Raw genomic sequence first — 21,674 nt, 5'->3', positions numbered from 1 at the left:
CCCGTCTGCCCCGCGACGCCTGGCACACTCCCCCAAGCTCTTCGAGCAGGGGGGACCCCCAGAGCACGCACCAGACGCCGCAGGACCGCCCTTCGGGCGACGACGGGAATTTGACGACAGGACCTAGGGGCGCGGCGGCGGTGCAGCGGTCCTGCTGAACGGCCTTTTCACCACCGGACGGCCGTGTCGCCGCACGGCCGTCTCACGCGTCGTAGAACAGCTCCTCCATGACCGCACGGGCCCGTCGGGCGGTCCGCCGGTACGCGTCGAGCATGTCGCCCGCGTGCCCCGGCCCGTAGCCCAGGTACCGCCCCACCGCGGCCAGCTCCCGCGGTTCGGTGGGGAACGTGTCCCCGGCCCGTCCCCGCACCAGCATCACCGCGTTGCGCACCCGGGTGGCCAGCACCCACGCCTCGTCGAGCGTCGAGGCGTCCTCCGGGGACACCAGCCCCGCCTCCCGCGCCGCCGCCAGCGCCTCACGCGTGCGTGTGGTCCGCAGCGACGCCTCCCCGGCCGCGTGCCGCATCTGGATGAGCTGCACGGTCCACTCCACGTCGGACAGCCCGCCCGGACCCAGTTTGGTGTGCAGCTTGGGGTCGGCGCCGCGCGGCAGCCGCTCGGACTCCATCCGGGCCTTCAGCCGCCGGATCTCCCGCACCGCGTCCTCGCGCAGACCGCCGCGCGGATACCGCAGCGGATCGATCAGCTCGACGAACCGCCGCCCCAGGTCCTCGTCCCCGGCCACCGGCTCGGCCCGCAGCAGCGCCTGCGACTCCCACACCAGCGACCACCGCCGGTAGTACGCCTCGTACGACTTGAGCGTGCGCACCAGCGGGCCGGACTTCCCCTCGGGGCGCAGATCCGCGTCGACCAGCAGCGGCGGGTCCGCGCTCGGAACCTGGAGCAGCCGGCGCATCTCGGCGACCACCTTGGCCGCGGCCTCGGCGGCCTCGCGCTCGTCCGCGCCCTCCCACGGCTCGTGCACGAACAGCACGTCCGCGTCCGAGCCGTAGCCCAGCTCGTGCCCGCCGAACCGCCCCATGCCGATGATCGCGAACCGGGTCGGCAGGGTGTCGCCCCAGCCCTTGCGCACCACCGCCCGCAGGGTGCCGGCCAGTGTCGCCGCCGTCAGGTCGGACACCGCGCCGCCCACCTGGTCGACGAGCGCGCCCTGGTCGGCCTCGGCGGGCCGGGTCTCGGTGCCGTAGGAGCCGACGATGTCGGCGGCGGCCGTACGGAACAGCTCCCGCCGCCGTACACCGCGGGCCGCCGTGACGCCCTGCTCGGCGGTCTCGGCGCGGCGGACGGCGGCGAGGACCTCCTGCTCCAGCTGGGTGCCCCCGCGGGGTTCGAGGCCGCCCGCGTCGCCGTTGCCCAGCAGGGCCACCGCCTCGGGCGCGCGCATCAGCAGGTCGGGCGCGAGCCGCCCGGCCGACAGCACCCGGGCCAGGTTCTCGGCGGCGGCCCCCTCGTCGCGCAGCAGCCGCAGGTACCAGGGGGTCTTGCCGAGCGCGTCCGACACCTTGCGGAAGTTCAGCAGCCCGGCGTCCGGGTCGGCGGAGTCCGCGAACCAGCCCAGCAGGACGGGCAGCAGGGTGCGCTGGATGGCCGACTTCCTGGTGACGCCGGAGGCCAGCGCCTCCAGATGCCGCAGCGCGGCGGCCGGGTCGGCGTACCCGAGCGCGACCAGCCGTTCCCGCGCCGCGTCGGGCCTCAACCGTGCCTCACCGGGCGCGAGTTGGGCGACGGCGTCGAGCAACGGCCGGTAGAACAGCTTCTCGTGCAGCCGGCGTACGACGCTGGTGTGCCGTTTCCACTCGCGGGTCAGCTCGGTGATCGGGTCGCTGCGCAGGCCGAGCGACCGTCCGAGCCGGCGCAGGTCGGCCTCGTCCTCGGGGACGAGGTGGGTGCGCCGCAGCCGGAAGAGCTGGATGCGGTGCTCCAGCGAGCGCAGGAACCGGTAGGCGTCGTCGAGTTGCACGGCGTCCACGCGGCCGACGTAGCCGCCGGCGGCCAGCGCCTGCAACGCGTCCAGGGTGGAGCCGCTGCGCAGCGACGGGTCGGTCCGTCCGTGCACCAACTGAAGGAGCTGCACGGCGAATTCGACGTCCCTGAGGCCGCCGGGACCGAGCTTCAGCTCGCGCTCGACCTCGGCCACGGGGATGGTCTCGACCACGCGGCGGCGCATCTTCTGCACGTCGGTGACGAAATTGTCGCGCTCGGCGGCCTGCCAGACCAGCGGGGCGAGCGCGGCGATGTACTGCCCGCCCAGTTCCGGGTCGCCGGCCACCGGGCGGGCCTTCAGCAGCGCCTGGAACTCCCAGGTCTTGGCCCACCGCTGGTAGTAGGCGACATGGCTGCTGAGGGTGCGCACCAGCGGGCCGTTGCGGCCCTCGGGCCGCAGGTTGGCGTCGACCGGCCAGATCGAGCCCTCCACGGTCGTCTCGGAGCAGATCCGCATCATGTGCGAGGCGAGCGCGGTCGCGGCGCGCAGGGCCTTGACCTCGTCGGCGCCGTCCACGGCCTCACCGACGAAGATCACGTCGACGTCGGAGACGTAGTTGAGCTCGTGGCCGCCGCACTTGCCCATCGCGATCACCGCGAGCCGGCACAGCGCGTCGTCCCCGGGCGCGGCGGCCCGCGCGATCCGCAGCGCGGCGCGCAGGGTGGCGGTGGCGAGGTCGGCGAGCTCGGCGGCGGTCTCGGCGACGTCGGTCGTGCCGCACACGTCGCGGGCGGCGATGGACAGCAGGCAGCGCCGGTAGGCGACGCGCAGCGCGACCGGGTCGCCGGCCCCGGCGAGGCCCTGCTCGAACTCCTCGACCCCCGGGTGCAGGTCGCGCGGCTCGTAGGTGACCAGCGCCCGCCAGTCACTCGCGTGCCGGGCGAGGTGGTCGCCTAGGGCGGCGGAGGCGCCGAGCACCCCGAGCAGCCGGTCGCGCAGCGGCTTGGCCGCTATCAGGGTGTCGAGCAGCTCGCGGCGGGCCTTGGAGTCCGGCTGCGCCTCCAGCAGCCGGACCAGCCCTGCCAGCGCGAGGTCGGGGTCGGCGGTGGCGCCCAGCGCCTCCAGCAGCACCGGATCGTCCCTGAGCGGCGCGAGGTCCGGGCCGTCCAGCAGCCGCTCGGCGTCGGAGGCATGGATGAAGCCGTGCCGCAGCAGCCGCGTGAAGGTACTGCTCCTGCGCCCCGGCGCCGTCATCCCGGCCTCCCGTCGGATCAGCCCGTCCTGGCCAGAGCCTATCCGGACTCGGGGGCGGGGGCCCTGGTGGCGGCCCCGGCTTTCCGCGATCACCGTCGGGTGTGGGACGAGCCTCAAGGGCTCCCCGCCTTCGCGGAACGAGCCGACGACTGGCGCTGGTCTCGTCCTTCTCCGCGGGAGCGCCGAGATCGTAGGTCTCCTCATCGGACACGAAGGGGGCGTCCCAGCCACGGTGCGCCAGCGCGACGCGGTGGATTCCCTCGCGGATCATCTCCTCCTCCGACACGCCCAGACGGGCGGCGGCCTCCCTGATCAGGAGCAGGTCGCTGTCGTCGACGCGGACATGGATGCGTTTCAGCCCCATAGGGACATGGTGCAGAGCGCGCCTGGCCGCGGCGGAGGCCGTGTCACCCGTAGGTGTGTCGGCCAGCCGTTCCCGTCACTCAGAGTGGCCGCCATGCCTACCGTCGGGCAGATCGCGATACGACGCGTACGACGGAGGGTTCGGATGTCGGTGGACGGTGAAGCGGTACGGGTCAGGAGCGAGGCGGACGAGCCTGGGTGGGAGGTGGACCCGGACGACGACTGGGGCATCGCGGTCGTCGCCACCGTGGGGCGGCAGCTGAGGCTGCGGCGGGAGGCTGCGGGGATGCGGGTCGGCGATTTCGCGGCGGCGGTCGGGTACGGCGACGATCTGGTCTACAAGATCGAGAGCGGGAAGCGGATCCCCCGGCCCGAGTATCTGGACAAGGCGGACGAGGTGCTCGGCGCGGGTGGGCTGCTCTCGGCGATGAAGGAGGACGTGAAGCGGGTCCGGTACCCGAAGAAGGTCCGGGATCTGGCGAAGCTGGAGTCCCAGGCGGTCGAGCTTCTGTCGTACGGCAGCCACAACCTGCACGGGCTCCTGCAGACCGAGGAGTACGCGCGGGCCCTTCTGAGCACCCGGCGACCCGCGCTGTCGGATGACGAACTTGAGCGAGCACTCGCCGCCCGAATGGCCCGCAAGTCGATTTTCGAGCGGGTCCCCGCTCCGGAACTCAGTTTCGTCCAGGAAGAGGTGACCCTCCGCCGCCCCGTCGGGGGCAAGATGGTGTTGCGCAGGCAACTCGAACACCTGCTGGAGGTGGCGCACTTGCGGCACGTCGACGTCCAGGTAATGCCCACGTCTCGTGGAGACCATCCGGGAACGGGAGGCCGGATCCAGGTGCTGAAGTTCCCGGACGGCACAGCGATGGGCCGTGCCGACGACGAGTTCGGCAGTCGGCCGGTCTCCATCCCGCAGCAGTTGCGGATCCTTGAGCTGCGCTATGGCATCATCCGCGCCGAGGCTCTGACCACACGCGAGTCGCTCACCTTCGTCGAACAACTGCTGGGGGAGACATGAACGGCAACGAAGCGGCGAGAAACGTCGTCGATCTGGCCTGGTTCAAGAGCAGCTACAGCGACAGCAGCAACCCCAGCGACTGCGTCGAAGTCGCCACGACCCCCGCCACCGTCCACGTCCGGGACTCCAAAAACCCCCGAGGCCCCCGCCTCACCCTCGCACCGGCCGCCTGGACGGACTTCGTGACCTTCGCGGGCAGGGCTTCGGCGTAGTCGGCGGGCGTCCGTTTCGGACCACTTGCGGTGAAGGGAGCGCGAGCGGACGGTTCCTGTCTCATGTCCATTGCGCCTCGGTGGCCTGCGTCTCCGCGCACCGTCGGGCGGAGCCAGCCGACGGTGCCGGGGGATGCCCCCTGCGTGGCTGAAGAGACGGTGCAGATGCGGACGACGCTCGCGCATGGGATGAGCGGCTGGGCTGGGCGTTCGGGCTGATAGCAGATGATCCGGCTGCGAGGAGTGCGGCGCGCGCTGGCCGTAGTCCTCGACCTGACCACGCGCGGTGGCGGACCGACAGCGCACCAATGCGCGTGACGCCCGCCGACCCCTCACGCTCCTCGGCCTCGCCTGAGCACGAAGTGGACGTCACTCGACTACGTCGAAGCCCTGAGGGCTGTCGCAGAATAACTTCAGGCTTTGATCTTGGTCAGGCGGGCTGTCTCGCGAGGTCATCGAGTGGAACGGCGTTCGGCGTTCGTGAGTTATATTCCGACGACCCCTGGGCCGCTAAGGGGTCGACCGGGTCCCGCGCATGCGTTCTCGGCGTTCTCTGAGGCCGAGAACGCCGAGAGGTAACGCCGCCTCAGATGGTCGGGGTGTTGTCAACAATCGGCCTGTGAATCTCAACGACCGGCTTCCACCCCGCGGAGAACTCGATGAAGTCCGCACGGGTGGGGTAGGTGTCGATCGCGCGACGGTCACGCTTGGGGCTGTCGCTCCCCTTGCGCCCCCGGGGAATCTGCTCCTCGAAGATGTCGACCTTCACGTCGGGAACCTCCTTGAGGCCCTGGCGCCAGATCTGCACGATGTCGGCGCCGAACGCCTGCCGGGCCGCAGCGTAAAGGGCCGTGAGGGCCCCCTTGTCCCCACCAGGGACGAAGAGTGCCAGGTCCAGCACGACACCGGCGGACTGGAGGACCTCGATGGTCACCGAGCCGTTCTCGTCGGCCAAGTAGATTCCGGCTTCATTCTCGTCGTCGGGAAGGCAGGAGACCTCTTCCTGGAATACGGTTCTCGCCGTGATCGAGCCGCCCTCGAAATTCTCACCGGACTTGGTCAGAAAAGCAGGGACATAGCAGTCGGGAAGCTTGAGTTCTGCCGTGTCGGCGGAAACGAAGAGCCTGTCCTTCACGCCGAGCTTCGTCACCTCTTCCAGCGAGAGGCGGCGAGCGGCGATCTTCTCCGTGTTCACGATTTCCCTTTCAGGTTGCACTGTCCCTCCGAACAAGGACGCTACCACGAAACCCTGAGGTCAACTGCCCAGCAATCTTTGGGTAAATGGCCTCCGATGACCTGCACGGGAGGATACCGAAGCGAGTGCCACTCGGTCGGGAACGCGCATCCGCCAGGCAGTGTCCCTCGTCATGGTGTTGGGGATCAACTGGCGGTTGCATTTCGGTGCGTTGGGTAGCGCGGAGGAACCAAAAGAGAGTTTACGGTGGATATCACCCATATCGGCTTCGGGGAGGTGGCGGCGCGGTAAGGTGATCCATTCGTCGTGCATCTCGAAGAGCGCAGCGGAAACCAACCGGATGGTCCGACAACGCAACAACGGAGACTCCGTCGAGCTTGCGGAGGAAGTCGAACCGGTCGGGGCCGAAGCCGATGAACTGCCAGAAAAGGGGCAGCCGGGCCGCCTTGCACAGCATCTGTTCGGCTGCCCGCCGTGAGTCGGGCCCGCCATCGGTCTGGAAGATGACGAAGGCGGGGACGATGCCGTCGTCGTCGAGATTGGCGGACAGCCCCAATGCCTGCTCTGCGAGGTGCTGCACGCTGCCATCGCGGTAGTAGCGACTCATACTGCGGGACCGGTCGAGGTCCAGGTAGACGGCCGCCCGCTGCCCCGTCAGGTTGTTCTTCTCCAGGGATGTCGCTGGTCTTGGTGAGGTTGACCAGGCCGGCGGGGAGCTTGTCGAAGTTCATCGGCATCAGAGGGTCCTTGACGCGGCGAGGGCGCGCGACGCCGGGCACCGGCCGCCCGCGGTTGGTCGTGTTGCCAGGTCGATGCTGTCGACCAGCCTGATGGCGACGTCCGTCTCGGCTGGACAGCACCGGCCCCTTCCCGGTATGAGAAGGCAGTGTTGGTGCAGGCCGCTGGGGGTCGTGTTCCCGGAAAGCGGCAGGGCGGCCTGTCTTCCGAGGTCTCCATCGCTGCTCAGGTATGCGCTCTACTGCCGCCCTTCGTGTGGGGTGCACCGCGCACTTCGTCAGTTTCGCCCGATCCAAAGGTCTTCTTGTGTCTCTTCTTGTCGCGCTGGTCGCCGTTGGCGTCATAGTGCTCGTACTGCTCTTCACTTCCATACGCACTGTCGACCAGGCGCATGTCGCAGTCGTCACCCTGTTCGGGAAGTACCGCCGGGTCCTGAACCCTGGCCTGAACCTCATCATCCCGATTCTCGAACGCGTCCACCGCAAGGTGCCTGTTCAGAACCAGACCTCCCGTCTGCAGTTCTCCGCCATCACGGGCGACCAGGCCGCGGTCCACTTCACGTCGACGATCATCTTCACGGTGTCCGACCATTCCCCGGAGACCGTGCAGCTCGTGGCCTTCAAGTTCATTAACGACAATTCGTTCCATATGGCGATGACCAGCGCCGTCGAGGCGAGTGTGCGGGAGTTCGTTTCGACGAAGAAGCAGGCTGAGGTTCTGGGCCTGAGGTCGGAAATCGTCTCGCACGCGAAGTCGACTCTGGATGAGCAGCTCGCTTCGTGGGGTTACACCCTGGTCGACCTGACGGTGAACGACATCACCTTCGACGCCGAGGTCATGGCGTCGATGTCTCGTGTGGTGGCGGCGAAGAACGCGCAGTCGGCCGCTGAGTTCGAGGGTCAGGCGCTGCTGATCACGCGGACGAAGGAGGCGGAGGCGAACGGTGCCGCGATCCGGATCGCGGCGCAGAACGAGGCGGAGGCCGCACGACTGCGCGGTGAGGGTCTGGCGCAGTTCCGTATGGAGTTGGCTAAGGGCCTGTCCGAGTCCGCGCAGACCCTGACGGATCACGGGGTCGACCCTGGCCTGCTGGCCTTCACGATGTGGACGGAGACGATTCGCGAGTCCGCGAAGGAGGGCGACGGCAACGTGATCTTCCTCGACGGGAGTGTCGAGGGTATGCAGAGCTCGCTGCGTCGCCTCCAGGGCCTGACTCAGGTTGATAAGGCGTAGTCACCGAAGGCAGTTGTTCCGTGCCGTGAGTGCCGTCGCAGCGCCCTACGGGGCACTGCGACGGTTCTGTGGTCGGGCTGCCCCGCAAAACGCGGCTGCAGGACACCCGCAAACAGCTCGCCCGGCTCGCCGTCGGAGAGCACCTGGCGCTCCCGCAGAGCGTCGTGGACTACCTCGACCGGCTACGCGGTCTCGGCGTCGAGGAGCGCTACATCTAGATGGAGCGGGATGCCTGGATCATGGTCGCCACCCAGGTGCCGCACCTGATCGACGCCGAGATCGCCAGGAAGTACGAGCAGCTGGACGACCCGGCCTTGGTGAAGCTCTACAGCCTTCTCAGCGCGGCACTCGACTGGCAGCTCAAGCGAAAAGGCGAGGCCGGTGCCCGTCGGAGCACCAGGGCATGTCGCCCCCTACGATGACCGAGAGGGCATGTAGTACGATGTAGTACATGGAGGCCACTGCTCGCGAATTCAATCAGAAATCCTCGCAGATCCTTGCTGCGGCTGCGCGCGGGGAGACCGTCACGGTCACCAAGAACGGCGTCGCCGTCGCACGCGTCGTGCCGATAACCGCGGATGACGTCCCCCCGTATCCCACGGATCCGATGGGCGAACTCGACCTCCCCGACCTCGGGCTGCCCGACCTCGACAACGACGAAATCGAGGACGCCCTGAGGGGGATGGGCTCTTGAGTCTCATCGCCATCGCCGACACCAACGCGCTGTACCGGCTGCTGGACCCGAAGCTGACCGGACACGAAATGCACAGGAAGGCCCTGACCTCCATCAGTCACCTCGTCATCTCTCCCATGGTCCTGGCTGAGCTGGACTACCTCATCGCCACCAGAGCCGGAGCGGGGAAGGCCGTCGTGGCTGCGCGGTTCGTAGAACGCAATGTGGCCACCCGACGGTTCGAAGTGCCGTCTGTGAGCGATCATCTGAGTGCCGCAGTCGCCGTCGCGGAAAGCTACAAGGACGCCGATGGGGGCAAGGGCATCGGGCTGACGGATGCGATGAACGTCGCACTGGCCGCGGCCTACCGCACCGAAGCGATGTTCACCTCGGACCTGCACTTCCGCATGATCCGCCCGCTGACCGGACACAAGGCGTTCCGGCTGCTGCCCGAAGAGCTGTAGCCCCCCAACGCCCCGGCCCGGCGTCTCCTACCCCGTAGGGGTACGGGGCAGGGGCATCACGCTGAACAGGCGTCGCCCGTCCAGCCGAGCGCTACAGCACCGGCAGATGCTTCTTCAGCTCGAACGCCGTGACCTCCGAGCGGTACTCGTGCCACTCGGCGCGCTTGTTGCGGAGGAAGAAGTCGAAGACGTGTTCGCCCAGGGTGTCGGCGACCAGGTCGCTGTTCTCCATCAGGGTCAGGGCCTCGCCGAGGTTCTGCGGGAGGGGTTCGATGCCCATCGCGCGGCGTTCGGCGTTGGACAGGGCCCAGACGTCGTCCTCGGCGCCCGGCGGGAGCTCGTAGCCCTCCTCGATGCCCTTCAGGCCGGCGGCCAGGAGGACGGCGTAGGCCAGGTACGGGTTCGCGCCGGAGTCGATGGAGCGGACCTCCACGCGCGCGGAGCCGGTCTTGCCGGGCTTGTACATCGGGACGCGGACCAGGGCCGAGCGGTTGTTGTGGCCCCAGCAGATGTACGAGGGGGCCTCGCCGCCGGCGCCCGCGGTGCGCTCGGAGCCGCCCCAGATGCGCTTGTAGGAGTTCACCCACTGGTTGGTGACCGCGGAGATCTCGGCGGCGTGGCGGAGGAGGCCCGCGATGAAGGAGCGGCCCACCTTCGAGAGCTGGTACTCCGCGCCGGACTCGTAGAACGCGTTCCGGTCGCCCTCGAACAGTGACAGGTGCGAGTGCATGCCGGAGCCGGGGAACTCCGAGAACGGCTTGGGCATGAACGTGGCCTGGAGGCCCTGCTCCAGTGCCACCTGCTTCATGACCAGGCGGAACGTCATGATGTTGTCCGCGGTGGACAGGGCGTCGGCGTAGCGCAGGTCGATCTCCTGCTGGCCCGGGGCGCCCTCGTGGTGGGAGAACTCCACCGAGATGCCCATCGACTCCAGCATGGTGATCGCCTGGCGGCGGAAGTCCATGCCGATGGCCTGCGGAGTGTGGTCGAAGTAGCCGGAGTTGTCCGCGGGCGTGGGCCGGGAGCCGTCCAGCGGGCGGTTCTTGAGCAGGAAGAACTCGATCTCGGGGTGGGTGTAGAAGGTGAACCCGAGGTCGGAGGTCCGGGCCAGGGCGCGCTTGAGGACGTAGCGCGGGTCGGCGAAGGAGGGCGAGCCGTCCGGCATGAGGATGTCGCAGAACATGCGCGCCGTACCGGGGGCCTCGGCACGCCAGGGCAGGATCTGGAAGGTGGACGGGTCGGGCTTGGCGATCATGTCGGACTCGTAGACCCGGGCGAAGCCCTCGATGGCCGAGCCGTCGAAGCCGATCCCCTCGTCGAAGGCCTGTTCCAGCTCGGCGGGCGCGACGGCCACGGACTTGAGGAAGCCGAGCACGTCCGTGAACCACAGGCGTACGAACCGGATGTCGCGCTCCTCCAACGTCCGGAGCACGAACTCCTGCTGCTTGTCCATCTTCCGCTTCCCCATCCTTGCTGGTCAGGCCGCCTGTGTGCGCTGTCACGGGTGACCGTCGGGCACCTGAGCATCCCACCACGGCCGCGTTTCGCACGTGTTGCGGAGCCCTGTCGTCCGGCCGCCACACGGGGCGATCGCCCTGTGTACGGCAGGTGTACCGCTCTGCCGCCCATCTTGCCCGCTCGCACCGTCATCCGTAATGGCCGATCCGTCACCCAAGTGACCGAAACCACGCCTCTTAAATTTGCATCTCAAATGCAAGTTTCAATACCGTTTCGGTCAGTCGAGCGATCGAGCCCGTCCGATCGAGTCATCGAGGAGTCACCATGCTGTCCGAGCAGTCAGCAGCCACCGTCCGCGCCACCCTTCCCGCCGTCGGAGCGACCATCGGCCGGATCACCGAGCGCTTCTACGCCAGACTGTTCGACGCCCACCCCGAGCTGCTGCGCGACCTGTTCAACCGCGGCAACCAGGCCGCCGGCACCCAGCGGCAGGCCCTGGCCGGCTCCATCGCAAGCTTCGCCACCTACCTCGTGGAGAACCCGGACCAGCGCCCCGACCTGATGCTCCAGCGCATCGCCCACAAGCACGCCTCACTCGGGGTGACTCCGGAGCAGTACCCGATCGTCCACGAGCACCTGTTCGCGGCCATCGCCGAGGTGCTCGGCGACGCGGTGACCCCCGAGGTCGCCGACGCCTGGACCGAGGTCTACTGGCTGATGGCCAACGCCCTCATCGCCATCGAGAAGCGCCTGTACGAGCAGAGCGCGCAGCAGGGCTGGCGCGAGTGGGAGGTCGTCGAGCGGACGGAGGAGACCGGGGACGTGGCCACCTTCAGGCTGCGCCCCGTCGACGACGCCCCGGTGCCCGGCTACCGGGCCGGCCAGTACGTCTCGGTCGGCGTCGAGCTGCCGGACGGGGCCCGCCAGATCCGCCAGTACAGCCTGACCGCGGCCCCCGGTTCGCCGGTGCGGCAGTTCGCCGTCAAGCGGGTGAGCGGCGACGCCACGACGCCCGACGGCGAGGTCTCGAACCACCTGCACGCACAGGTGCGCGTGGGTGACGTCCTCCAGTTGTCCGCCCCGTACGGCGACCTCGTCCTGGAGGAGACCGAGGCTCCGCTGCTGCTCGCCTCCGCGGGCATCGGCGTCACCCCGATGATCGCCATGCTGGAGCAGCTCGCCCTCGTCGGCCACCGCGCCCCGGTGACCGTGGTCCACGCCGACCGCTCCCCCGCCGCGCACGCGCTCCGCTCCGACCACCTGGCGTACGCGTCCAAGCTGACGGACGCGCGGCCGGTCTTCTTCTACGAGCAGGACGCCGAGGGGGCCGGGCGGTCCGGCCTGGTCGATCTCGGCGACGTCGACGTCCCGGCCGGTACGCGCGCGTACCTGTGCGGCCCGCTGCCCTTCATGCGGGCGGTGCGCGAGCAGCTCATAGGCAAGGGTGTGTCCCCGGCCGACATCCACTACGAGGTCTTCGGCCCCGACCTCTGGCTGGCCCAGCCGGCGGCCTGACCGATCCGGCCGACGTGCCCCGAAGGCCGGCCGAGGCGGCTCACACCGTCCCGGTCGGCCTTTCGTGTGCCCGTATGAGAAGTCTCGGGGCCCCCGATCCGGCCGCGCGCGTCCCTGCGCGCTCAGGTCGCCGACCGCATGGTGGGCAGGCCCAGCAGCAGGGGTCCCGTCGGGGCCGCGACCATGTCGGCGACCGTGAGAGGGTCGAGCGCCGCGTAGAAGGCCTCCTGGGCCGTGCGCAGGGCTCCGCGCAGGCGGCAGTCGGAGCTGAGCGGGCAGGGAATGCTGCTGCCCTCGCAGTCGGCCACGTCGCCCTCGCCCTCCAGGGAGCGCACCAGGGCGCCGACGGAGGCGTTGCGGCCCGCTTCGGTGAGGGTCAGTCCGCCGCCGCGGCCACGGCGGGCCGCGAGCAGACCGCGGTGCTGGAGCTCGGCGACGATCTTCGCGGTGTGCGTGTACGGCACGCCCATGTCGCCCGCGACCTCCCGGGTCGTGGGACTGGACTCGCCGGCGACCGCGAGCCTCATCAGGACGCGCAGCGCCATGTCGGTGGAGCGCAGCAGCCGCATGGGAGCCAGGGTAGATAATGCGCATCCGCCGTTCAACTTATCTGCGGTCTCCCTGCGGACGCTTCCGTCCCCTTACGATCAGCGGGCCCCGTTTTGGCACGCAGACCTCTCACGCCACACCCGCAAGCCGCACCCGACCTCCACATGCGACCGCCCTCCCCCACGAAGGACTCCGCCATGGATGCCGCGCACCGGACCGGTACCGAACAGCACAAGGCCCGTATGGAGGAGATGCGCCGGGCACAGCGCGTCCGTGAGCGGCGCAACCGGTGGCTCGCGGTGGCCGCGGGCGTGGTCGTCGTGGCCGGGCTGGCCACCGGCGGCGTGGTGCTGCTGAACTCCGGGTCGTCGAACGCCGCACCGGCCGCGGCGAGCGACGGGAAGGGCGGCGGGAAGGGCAGTGGCACGGGGCACTTCGTCACCCGTGGAGACGGCGTACGGACGTGGCAGGGCACGCTGGACCGCAACCACACCACCGCCCCGGTGACCTATCCGATGGAGCCCCCGGTCGGCGGCGACCACAACCCCGTCTGGCAGAACTGCAACGGCGACGTCTACGCCGAACCGGTGAAGAACGAGGCCGCCGTGCACGCGCTGGAGCACGGCGCCGTTTGGGTGACGTACAACAGCAAGGCGTCCAAGGCGGACGTGGCCGCGCTCGCGGCGAAGGTGAGGAAGACGCCGTACACGCTGATGAGCCCGGTCGAGGACCAGAAGGATCCCCTCATGCTGTCCGCCTGGGCGCACCAGCGTACGGTGACGGGCGCGAACGACCCGCAAGTGGACAAGTTCCTCGCCGAGTTCGTCCAGGGCGCGCAGACGCCGGAGCCGGGTGCCACCTGCACGGGGGGTCTCGACCGGTGAGGCACGTCGGGCTGATCGCCGGGGCCGCGGCGGCGGCGCTGGTGGCGACGGGCGCGATCACGTACGCGGTCGCCGAGGACAGCGGCGGGGCGCGCTCCGCCGCGACGGCGCCCGCCGCCGACTCGGCGGACGCCGGTTTCGCCCGGGACATGGCGGTCCACCATCAGCAGGCCGTCGAGATGTCGTTCATCGTGCGCGACCGCACCACGGACACCGAAGTGCGCCGCCTCGCCTACGACATCGCGCAGACGCAGGCCAACCAGCGGGGCATGCTGCTGGGCTGGCTCGACCTGTGGGAGCTGCCGAAGGTGTCCGCGAAGCCGCCGATGGCGTGGATGGGCATGGGCGGCATGCCGGCCGGTGCGGACGGCGCGCTGATGCCCGGCATGGCGACCAACACCGAGATGCGCGAGCTGGGCGCACTCGACGGCAGGCAGGCCGAGGTGTTCTACCTCCAGTTGATGACCGACCACCACAAGGGCGGTGTGCACATGGCCGAGGGCTGCGTCGCCCGTTGCACGGTCGGCGTGGAGAAGCGGCTCGCGCGGGGCATGGTCGCCTCGCAGCGGTCGGAGCTGCGGTTGATGGCCGACATGCTCAAGGAGCGTGGCGCGGCGCCCCGTTCGTGAGGCGGCCGCCCCGTTCCTGACCCGGCCACCACGCTGCTCCTGACCCGGCCTCCGCGCTCCTGCCCCGGCCACCACGCTTCTCCTGACCCGGACGTCCCGTTCCCGGCCCGGACGCCCGTTCGTGGTCCGGTCGTCCCTTTCGCCACGCGTCTTCCGACGTGCGACGTGGGGACGAAAGCCGCAATTCCCCCTGTCCGGCCGGTTCTTTGGGCTTCTCTTGGTCTCCTCATTCCCCTGACATGAACGGTTCATCAGGAAGAGTGACCCCGTTCGTGTGATCCATTCGAGGCCGAACCGCCGCCGGCTGCGCGCGGATCGCGCGAGGGCCAACCACTCATTGCGTCACATGCGAACGCATCGCAGGGGGTTCTATGAGATCCAACCGTGCCACAGCGCGCGCCGGAATGAGCTTGGCGGCGACCCTGCCGCTGCTCGCCGGCGCACTGGCGCTCGGCATACCCGCGCACGCAGCGGACCACCCGAGCCGCAGCGCGCTCGCGGGCACCAAGCCCGTCTGGGCTACGGCCACGGCGGACAAGGGTGCCACCTCGGACAGCGCCCAGGTCCACGCCCGGGTCTACCTGGCCGGACGGGACGCCGCCGGCCTCGCCCAGTACGCCGCGGCGGTCTCCGACCCGTCGTCGGCCTCGTACGGCAAGCACCTGAGCGCCGAGGAGGCGCAGGCCCGCTTCGGCGCGACGCAGGCCCAGGTGGACGCCGTGAAGTCATGGCTGGCGTCGGCGGGGCTGAAGGTCACCTCCGTGACCCCGCACTACGTCGCCGTCTCCGGTGACGTCGCCGCCGCCGAGAAGGCGTTCGGCACCCAGCTGCACAACTTCGCCAAGGGTTCGAGGACCTACCGCGCCCCGGCGCAGACGGCGTCGGTGCCGTCCTCCCTGAACGGCGCCGTCCTGACCGTCACCGGCCTGGACAACGCCCCGCACAAGGCGAAGCACAAGGACCAGCTGCCGCCGCCGGACGACGTGTTCAAGAACGCCGGGCCGTTCTCCACGTACCACGGCTCGAACGTGGCGAGCACGCTGCCCTCCGCGTACGGCCAGAAGGTCCCGTACGCCGTCAAGGGCTACACCGGCAAGGAGCTGCGGTCCGCCTACGGCGCCGGCAAGTACACCGGCAAGGGCGTCCGCGTCGCCATCACCGACGCCTACGCCTCGCCGACCATCGCCTACGACGCCGCGACCTACGCGCAGAAGAACGGCGACAAGCCCTGGAAGACGGGCCAGTTGCGCCAGGTGCTCCCGGCCGGCTACACGGACACCGAGGAGTGCGGAGCGGCCGGCTGGTACGGCGAGGAGACCCTCGACGTCGAGGCCGTGCACGCGGTCGCGCCGGACGCGAACGTCGTCTACGTGGGCGCCGCGTCCTGCTACGACGACGACCTGCTCGACTCGCTGAGCAAGATCGTCGACAACCACCTGGCCGACATCGTCTCCAACTCCTGGGGCGACATCGAGGCCAACGAGACGCCGGACGTCGCGGCGGCCTACGACCAGGTGTTCCAGTTCGGCGCGGTCGAGGGCATCGGCTTCTACTTCTCCTCCGGCGACGACGGCGACGAGGTCGCGAACACCGGCACGAAGCAGGTCGACACCCCGGCCAACTCGGCGTGGGTGACCGCCGTCGGCGGCACCTCGCTGGCCGTCGGCAAGGGCCACAAGTACCTGTGGGAGACCGGCTGGGGCACCCAGAAGGCCTCGCTGTCCAAGGACGGCAAGAGCTGGGCGGGCTTCCCGGGCGCGTTCACCTCGGGCGCGGGCGGCGGCACCAGCCGCACGGTTCCGCAGCCGTCGTACCAGAGGAACGTGGTGCCGAAGGCGCTGGCGACGGCCAACAACAAGGCCGGCAACCGCGTCGTCCCGGACATCGCGGCGATCGCCGACCCGAACACCGGGTTCCTGGTGGGCCAGACGCAGACCTTCCCGAACGGCTCGGAGAAGTACAGCGAGTACCGCATCGGCGGCACCTCGCTGGCCGCGCCGGTCATCGCCGGCGTCCAGGCCCTCGCCCAGGAGGCCCGCGGCGGCAAGGCGATCGGCTTCGCCAACCCGGCGATCTACTCCAAGTACGGCTCGAAGGTCTACCACGACGTGGTGGACCGGCCGACCGGCAAGGACCTCGCGGTCGCGCGCGTCGACTACGTCAACGGAGTCGACGCCGCGGACGGCCTGAGCTACTCCGTCCGCAGCCTCGGCAAGGACAGCTCGCTCCAGGCGGTCAAGGGCTACGACACCGTCACCGGCGTCGGCTCCCCCGCCGCCGGCTACGTCGAGTCCTACCCCCGCCGCTGACCCCGGCCCTACGCGCGTGTGCCCGCCCCTCCATCCGGGGGCGGGCACACGCGTGTACGGGCGCCTGCGCGGAAGGGGGCCCGGCCACCTCGCGGGAGCGGGGTGCGGACCGCCCCGCAGGCGCGGGGTGCGGACCGCCCCGCAGGCGCGGGGCACAGCCGGGCTCGTGGCCCCGCCCGGCCGGGGGCACGGCCGGGCGGGGCACGGCCACCTCGCGGGAGCGGGGCGCGGACGCCCCGCAGGCCCGGGGTGCGGACCGCCCCGCAGGCGCGGGGCACAGCCGGGCTCGTGGCCCCGCCCGGCGGGGCACGGCCGCGCGGCGCACGGCCGCCTCGCGGGGGCGGTGTGCGGACGCCCCGCAGGCACGGGGTGCGGACCGCCCCGCAGGCGCGGGGCACAGCCGGGCTCGTGGCCCCGCCCGGCGGGGCACGGCCGCGCGGCGCACGGCCACCTCGCGGGCGCGGTGTGCGGACGCCCCGCAGGCACGGGGTGCGGACCGCCCCGCAGGCACGGGGCACAGCCGGGCTCGTGGCCCCGCCCGCCCCTCCGTCCGGGGGCGGGCACACGCGTGTATGGCACCTGCGCGGGAGGGGCACGGCCACCTCGCAGGCGGGTGACACGGCTGGGCTCGTAGCACCGCCTGGCTCGGGGCACGGCCACCCCGCGGGAGCGGAGCCCGATCGCCCCGCAGGCGCGGGGTGCGGACGCCACCGCAGGCGCGGGGCCCGGCGCGGCCCGCGCAGGCCGGGAAGCCGTCCGGCTCGGGGCCCGGCCCGCGCAGGCCGGTGCTCGCGCCGGTCCGGGGTGGGAGGGCCCCGGTGTTCGGGACCGACGTGCGACGGTGGTCCGGGGCGGGCGTGGGGTGGGCCACAGGTGGGGACCGGCTATCGCGTCGCTCTGACGATTACACTGGGCGCGTGCCTCAACTACGTCTCGCCCTGAACCAGATCGACTCGCGCGTCGGAGACCTCGCCGGGAACTCCGAGGCGATCGTCCGCCGGGCCCGGGAGTCCGCCGAGCGCGGAGCGCACCTCGCGGTGTTCCCGGAGATGGTGTTGACCGGCTACCCCGTCGAGGACCTGGCCCTCAGGTCGTCCTTCGTGGAGGCGTCCCGCGCCGCGCTGCGCGCCCTCGCCGCCCGGCTCGCCGCGGAGGGCCTCGGGGAGCTGCCGGTGATCGTCGGCTACCTCGACCGCGGGGAGACCGCCCAGCCGAAGTACGGCATGCCGGCCGGCGCGCCGCAGAACGCGGCGGCGGTGCTGCACCGCGGCGAGGTGGTGCTGAGCTTCGCCAAGCACCACCTGCCCAACTACGGCGTCTTCGACGAGTTCCGCTACTTCGTCCCCGGCGACACCATGCCGGTCCTGCGTGTGCACGGCGTCGACGTCGCGCTCGCCATCTGCGAGGACCTGTGGCAGGACGGCGGCCGGGTGCCTGCCGCGCGCAGCGCGGGCGCGGGGCTGCTCGTCTCGATCAACGCCTCGCCGTACGAGCGCCTGAAGGACGACACCCGCCTCGACCTGGTCCGCAAGCGTGCCCAGGAGGCCGGCTGCACCCTCGCCTACCTCGCCATGACCGGCGGGCAGGACGAGCTGGTCTTCGACGGCGACTCGATCGTGGTCTCACCGGACGGCGAGGTGGTCGCGCGGGCGCCCCAGTTCGCCGAGGACCTCGGGGTGCTGGACCTGGACCTGCCCGCCGCCGCGGCCGACGCACCGACGGGCGTGGTCGACGACGGTCTGCGCATCGACCGCGTCGTGCTGTCCGAGGAGCCGCTGGCCGCCTACGAGCCGCTGCCGGCCGGCGAGGTCGCCGCGCGCATGGACGACGACGAGGAGGTCTACACGGCCCTGGTCGTCGGCCTGCGCGCGTACGTGCGCAAGAACGGCTTCCGCTCCGTGCTGATCGGCCTGTCCGGCGGCATCGACTCCGCGCTGGTCGCGGCGATCGCCTGCGACGCGGTGGGCGCGGAGAACGTGTACGGCGTCTCCATGCCGTCCAAGTACTCCTCCGAGCACTCCAAGGACGACGCCGCGGAGCTGGCCCGTCGCACCGGCCTGAACTTCCGCACCGTCCCGATCGCCCCGATGTTCGACGCCTACATGGGCTCCCTGGGCCTGACGGGTCTGGCCGAGGAGAACCTCCAGTCCCGGCTGCGCGGCACGCTGCTGATGGCGGTCTCCAACCAGGAGGGCCACATCGTCCTCGCGCCCGGCAACAAGTCGGAGCTGGCGGTGGGCTACTCGACGCTGTACGGCGACTCGGTGGGCGCGTACGGCCCGATCAAGGACGTGTACAAGACGTCGGTCTTCCGGCTGGCCGAGTGGCGCAACCGGGCCGCGGCCGAGCGGGGCGAGACCCCGCCGATCCCGGAGAACTCCATCACCAAGCCGCCGAGCGCGGAGCTGCGCCCCGGCCAGGTCGACACCGACTCGCTCCCGGACTACCCGGTGCTGGACGCGATCCTCGAGCTCTACGTCGACCAGGACAAGGGCGCCGACCTGATCGTCGCGGCCGGGTACGACGGCGAGCTGGTCGCGAAGACGCTCCGCATGGTCGACACGGCCGAGTACAAGCGGCGCCAGTACCCGCCGGGCACGAAGATCTCCGCGAAGGGCTTCGGGAAGGACCGGCGCCTGCCGATCACCAACGGCTGGCGGGAGTCGGCGTAGGCGCCGGTTCCCACGAGTGTGAGGGTCAGGCGGTTCCGGGGCCGGGCCCCGGGCCACCCGGCCCGCCCTCGGCTCCCACCGTCTCCTCCCGCAGGTCCGCCGTGCCCGACGAGCGCGGAGGAACCCCCGGACGTGCCGCGGCCGGCATGTGCGAGGCGACCACGCGCTCGCGCCCGCGCACGGCGCCGGCGCCCGCCCGCCGCAGGTCCACCCGCTGGGCCGTACCGGCGACCGCGAGGCCCAGTACCGCCAGGGCGGCCCCCGCGAGCGCCGGCGAGGTCACGCCGAGGCCCGCGGCGAGCGCAAGCCCGCCGATCCAGGCGCCGCCCGCGTTCGCCAGGTTGAACGCCGCCTGGTTGGCCGCGGAGGCCAGGGACGGGGCCGTGGACGCCTTCTCCATGACCATGAGCTGGAGCGGCGAGCCGGTGGCGAACGCCGCCGTGCCGAGCAGGGCCACCGCGAGGGCCGCGCTCCACTCGGTCCGCATCATCAGCGGGAACAGCGCCAGTACGACCGCCAGCGCGATGAGCCCGCCGAACAGCGTGCCCCGCGTCGACCGGTCGGCCAGGCCCCCGCCGAGCAGGTTTCCGACGGTCGCGCCGACGCCGAACAGGGCCAGCAGGAGCGTCACTCCGGCCTCGGCGTACCCGGCGGAGCCGGTGAGCATCGGCGTGATGTAGCTGTAGGCCGAGAACAGCGCGCCGAAGCCGGCCACGGTCGTCAGCAGGGCCAGCCAGACGGGGAGCGAGCGCAGGGCGGCCAGTTCGCGGCGCAGGCCGGCCGCGGGGGCGTGGCCGCGGTCGTGCGGGACCAGCACGGCGAGGGAGGCGATCGCGGCGACCCCGATCGCGCTGACCGCGAGGAAGGTCGCCCGCCAGCCGAGGTGCTGGCCCATCAGTGTGGCGGCCGGGACGCCGACGACGTTCGCCAGGGTCAGGCCGAGCACCATCAGGGACACCGAGCGCGCCTTGCGCTCCGGCGGCACCATGGCCGTCGCGACCACGGCGCCCACGCCGAAGAAGGCCCCGTGCGGCAGTCCGCTGAGGAGACGCGCGGCCAGCAGCCAGTGGTAGCCGGGGGCGAGCGCGGTGAGCGCGTTGCCGACCACGAACAGGGCCATGAGGCCGATCAGGACGTGCCGGCGGGGCAGCCGCGCGGTGACGGCGGCCAGCAGCGGGGCGCCGATGACGACGCCCAGCGCGTACGCCGAGACCAGGTGCCCGGCGGCGGGGATCGAGACGTGCAGGTCACCGGCGACGTCGGGGAGCAGCCCCATCATGACGAACTCGGTGGTGCCGATGCCGAAGGCGCCCACGGCGAGGGCGAGCACAGCCAGGGGCATGAAGGGGCCTCTCAGAGCTACGAAGCGTGCGGGGCAGGAGTTCCGTACCACGGTGACCCGCATATGTTCTCAGACGGAACAAAGCCTCTCAGGCCCAGTATTCCAGCAGGTTACGACCCGGTTTCCGATGGGGTGACGTTCACCCTCGCGGCGATCGGCAGATGGTCGCTGCCCGTGCGCGGCAAAGTCCAGGAACTCACCGGATCCACTCCCCTGACCATGATCTGGTCGATGCGCGCCATCGGCAGCGACGCCGGCCAGCTGAACCCGAACCCGCTGCCCGCGGCGCCCTGGGTGGAGCGCATCTGGGAGGTGACGGCGTTGAGGGAGCGGTCGTTCATGGTGCCGTTCAGATCGCCGAGCAGCACCACCCTGGGGAGCTGCTCACCGGCGATCGCCTCGCCCAGCGCGTCCGCGCTCTCGTCGCGCTGGGCGGCGGTGAACCCGGCGTTCAGCTTCACCCGCACCGAGGGCATGTGGGCGACGTACACCGCGACGGGCCCCTCGGGCGTGCCCACGGTGGCGCGCATGGCGCGCGTCCAGCCCAGCTTGATGTCGACGGCGTGCACGCCGCTGATCGGGTACTTGCTCCACAGCCCGACCGTGCCCTGCACCGAGTGGTACCGGTACTCCGGGGCGAGCGTCCGCTCGTAGACGGGGAGCACGGACGCCTTCAGTTCCTCCAGGGCGAGCACCTGGGCCCCGGAGGCGGCCAGCTCCCGGGCGGTGCCGGACGGGTCGGGGTTGTCGGCGTTGACGTTGTGCGTGGCGACCATCAGCTCGCCGCCGGTGCCCGTCTTGTCGGTGAGCAGGCCGCCGAACTGGTCGACCCAGACGATCACCGGCAGCAGCAGGGCGATCAGCGCGGTCGCCGACCTGCGGACCAGGGCAAGGACCAGCAGCACCGGTACGAACAGGCCCGCCCACGGCAGGAAGGTCTCGATCAGGCTGCCGAGGTTGCCGATCCGGTTGGGGATCTGCGCGTGCACCAGCATCACGAGGGCGAGGACGACCGCGAACGCGGCGAGGAGGAGGCCCCGGCGCCAGATCCCCGCGTCGCCGCGCCGGCCGTCGGCGCGGCCGTGCGCCAGGCGTCGGAGCCGGTCTCCCCGGCGCTCGGGACCCGAACCGCCCGCCGTCTCCGTCACGTACGCCTGTCGCGCCATACCGTCGCCTCACTGCCTGCCGTGCACACCGAGCACCCCCGTGTTCTACGAC

The 21,674-nt window shown here is 70.9% G+C and carries 18 protein-coding genes and 1 pseudogene; 12 read left to right on the top strand and 7 right to left on the bottom strand.

Annotation, left to right across the window (positions count from 1 at the left end; translation table 11 throughout):
• Positions 1-202: 202 nt before the first annotated feature.
• The gene (locus tag ACF09J_RS00980; protein WP_392303244.1) at positions 203-3,199 is read right to left on the bottom strand and encodes a bifunctional [glutamine synthetase] adenylyltransferase/[glutamine synthetase]-adenylyl-L-tyrosine phosphorylase; all 2,997 of its coding nucleotides are present in this window, start codon (positions 3,197-3,199) and stop codon (positions 203-205) included.
• A gap of 508 nt (positions 3,200-3,707) precedes the next feature.
• Between ACF09J_RS00980 and ACF09J_RS00975 the strand changes: the two genes are divergently transcribed.
• Both ACF09J_RS00975 and ACF09J_RS00970 read left to right on the top strand, forming a co-directional pair.
• Positions 3,708-4,583, top strand: coding sequence for a helix-turn-helix domain-containing protein (locus tag ACF09J_RS00975; protein ID WP_392303243.1), 876 nt, complete (start codon positions 3,708-3,710; stop codon positions 4,581-4,583).
• The gene (locus ACF09J_RS00970; RefSeq protein WP_392303242.1) at positions 4,580-4,795 is read left to right on the top strand and encodes a DUF397 domain-containing protein; all 216 of its coding nucleotides are present in this window, start codon (positions 4,580-4,582) and stop codon (positions 4,793-4,795) included. The genes ACF09J_RS00975 and ACF09J_RS00970 overlap by 4 nt, the downstream gene beginning before the upstream one ends.
• 586 nt (positions 4,796-5,381) lie before the next feature.
• On the opposite strand, the gene ACF09J_RS00965 is transcribed toward ACF09J_RS00970, so the two are convergent.
• Positions 5,382-5,990, bottom strand: coding sequence for a hypothetical protein (locus ACF09J_RS00965; protein ID WP_365429824.1), 609 nt, complete (start codon positions 5,988-5,990; stop codon positions 5,382-5,384).
• Positions 5,991-6,243: 253 nt separating this feature from the next.
• Positions 6,244-6,669 (bottom strand): annotated as a pseudogene (locus ACF09J_RS00960) (VWA domain-containing protein); the annotation flags it as partial.
• Positions 6,670-7,034: 365 nt separating this feature from the next.
• Here ACF09J_RS00960 and ACF09J_RS00955 point away from each other — a divergent pair.
• From ACF09J_RS00955 to ACF09J_RS00935, 5 genes are all read left to right on the top strand, one after another.
• On the top strand, positions 7,035-7,961 hold the full coding sequence (locus ACF09J_RS00955) for an SPFH domain-containing protein (RefSeq protein ID WP_392303241.1): 927 nt from the start codon (positions 7,035-7,037) through the stop codon (positions 7,959-7,961).
• A gap of 68 nt (positions 7,962-8,029) precedes the next feature.
• Positions 8,030-8,179: a hypothetical protein gene (locus ACF09J_RS00950; RefSeq protein ID WP_392303240.1), complete on the top strand. Its 150-nt coding sequence runs from the start codon at positions 8,030-8,032 to the stop codon at positions 8,177-8,179.
• Positions 8,180-8,383, top strand: a complete 204-nt coding sequence (locus ACF09J_RS00945; RefSeq protein WP_392303239.1) for a hypothetical protein — start codon at positions 8,180-8,182, stop codon at positions 8,381-8,383.
• Between the two features lie 29 nt (positions 8,384-8,412).
• Complete coding sequence (locus ACF09J_RS00940) at positions 8,413-8,655, top strand: type II toxin-antitoxin system Phd/YefM family antitoxin (protein WP_392303238.1); 243 nt, start codon at positions 8,413-8,415, stop codon at positions 8,653-8,655.
• Positions 8,652-9,098 (top strand): PIN domain-containing protein, encoded by a 447-nt coding sequence (locus ACF09J_RS00935; protein WP_392303237.1) that lies wholly within the window; start codon positions 8,652-8,654, stop codon positions 9,096-9,098. Before ACF09J_RS00940 ends, ACF09J_RS00935 begins: the two co-directional genes overlap by 4 nt.
• Positions 9,099-9,189: 91 nt before the next feature.
• On the opposite strand, the gene glnA is transcribed toward ACF09J_RS00935, so the two are convergent.
• Positions 9,190-10,551 carry a type I glutamate--ammonia ligase gene (gene glnA, locus ACF09J_RS00930; protein ID WP_100567106.1) on the bottom strand — a complete coding sequence of 454 codons (1,362 nt, stop codon included), beginning with the start codon at positions 10,549-10,551 and terminating at the stop codon, positions 9,190-9,192.
• A 329-nt stretch (positions 10,552-10,880) separates the two neighbouring features.
• Between glnA and ACF09J_RS00925 the strand changes: the two genes are divergently transcribed.
• Complete coding sequence (locus tag ACF09J_RS00925) at positions 10,881-12,071, top strand: globin domain-containing protein (protein WP_392303236.1); 1,191 nt, start codon at positions 10,881-10,883, stop codon at positions 12,069-12,071.
• 122 nt (positions 12,072-12,193) lie between these two features.
• Here ACF09J_RS00925 and ACF09J_RS00920 read toward each other — a convergent pair whose 3' ends face one another.
• Entirely contained in the window at positions 12,194-12,640 is a 447-nt protein-coding gene (locus ACF09J_RS00920; RefSeq protein WP_392303235.1) for an RrF2 family transcriptional regulator, read from the bottom strand.
• 177 nt (positions 12,641-12,817) lie between these two features.
• Between ACF09J_RS00920 and ACF09J_RS00915 the strand changes: the two genes are divergently transcribed.
• The 4 genes from ACF09J_RS00915 to ACF09J_RS00900 all read left to right on the top strand — a co-directional run bounded on the left by ACF09J_RS00915 (position 12,818) and on the right by ACF09J_RS00900 (position 19,114).
• A complete protein-coding gene (locus ACF09J_RS00915) occupies positions 12,818-13,504 on the top strand; it encodes a DUF3105 domain-containing protein (protein WP_392303234.1) in 687 nt (228 codons plus the stop codon).
• Complete coding sequence (locus ACF09J_RS00910; protein ID WP_392303233.1) at positions 13,501-14,133, top strand: DUF305 domain-containing protein; 633 nt, start codon at positions 13,501-13,503, stop codon at positions 14,131-14,133. The genes ACF09J_RS00915 and ACF09J_RS00910 overlap by 4 nt, the downstream gene beginning before the upstream one ends.
• 371 nt (positions 14,134-14,504) lie before the next feature.
• Entirely contained in the window at positions 14,505-16,442 is a 1,938-nt protein-coding gene (locus ACF09J_RS00905; RefSeq protein ID WP_392303232.1) for a protease pro-enzyme activation domain-containing protein, read from the top strand.
• A 917-nt stretch (positions 16,443-17,359) separates the two neighbouring features.
• Positions 17,360-19,114 (top strand): NAD+ synthase, encoded by a 1,755-nt coding sequence (locus ACF09J_RS00900; RefSeq protein WP_392303231.1) that lies wholly within the window; start codon positions 17,360-17,362, stop codon positions 19,112-19,114.
• A gap of 25 nt (positions 19,115-19,139) precedes the next feature.
• Here the strand turns inward: ACF09J_RS00900 and ACF09J_RS00895 are convergent, their stop codons facing one another.
• Both ACF09J_RS00895 and ACF09J_RS00890 read right to left on the bottom strand, forming a co-directional pair.
• Positions 19,140-20,456 (bottom strand): MFS transporter, encoded by a 1,317-nt coding sequence (locus tag ACF09J_RS00895; RefSeq protein ID WP_392303230.1) that lies wholly within the window; start codon positions 20,454-20,456, stop codon positions 19,140-19,142.
• Between the two features lie 110 nt (positions 20,457-20,566).
• Entirely contained in the window at positions 20,567-21,622 is a 1,056-nt protein-coding gene (locus ACF09J_RS00890) for an endonuclease/exonuclease/phosphatase family protein (RefSeq protein WP_392303229.1), read from the bottom strand.
• Between the last annotated feature and the right edge of the window lie 52 nt (positions 21,623-21,674).

This window comes from Streptomyces sp. NPDC014889 (genome assembly GCF_043081205.1).
Lineage (GTDB): Bacteria > Actinomycetota > Actinomycetes > Streptomycetales > Streptomycetaceae > Streptomyces.
The sequence above is the reverse complement of the archived record's forward strand: the minus strand, read 5'-3'. Positions and strand labels throughout refer to the sequence as shown.